General features: G+C 68.9%; 1 protein-coding gene. It reads right to left on the bottom strand.

What is annotated here, in order from left to right:
• Window positions 1-315 (bottom strand): aldehyde dehydrogenase family protein (locus QMX82_RS25730; RefSeq protein WP_282288817.1); only part of this gene is annotated, 315 nt, incomplete at both ends.

Below are 315 nucleotides of genomic sequence, written 5' to 3' on the forward strand. Positions count from 1 at the left end.
TCTCGGTGGAGCCGGTGAAGGAGATCTTGCGCACGATGGGGCTTTCGGTCAGCTCGGCGCCGATTTCGGCGGCGGAGCCGGTGACCACGCTCAGCACGCCCTTGGGAATGCCGGCGCGCTCGGCCAGTTCGACCAGGGCTAGGGCCGAGTACGGGGTCTGGCTGGCGGGCTTGATCACCATGGTGCAACCGGCGGCCAGGGCCGGACCGGCCTTGCGGGTGATCATCGCGGTGGGGAAATTCCACGGCGTGATGGCGGCGGTGACGCCGATGGGCTGCTTGATCACCAGGATGCGCTTGTCGGCCTGGTGGCCGG

Source organism: Pseudomonas sp. PS02302, from assembly GCF_029959585.1.
Lineage (GTDB): Bacteria > Pseudomonadota > Gammaproteobacteria > Pseudomonadales > Pseudomonadaceae > Chryseomonas > Chryseomonas aestiva.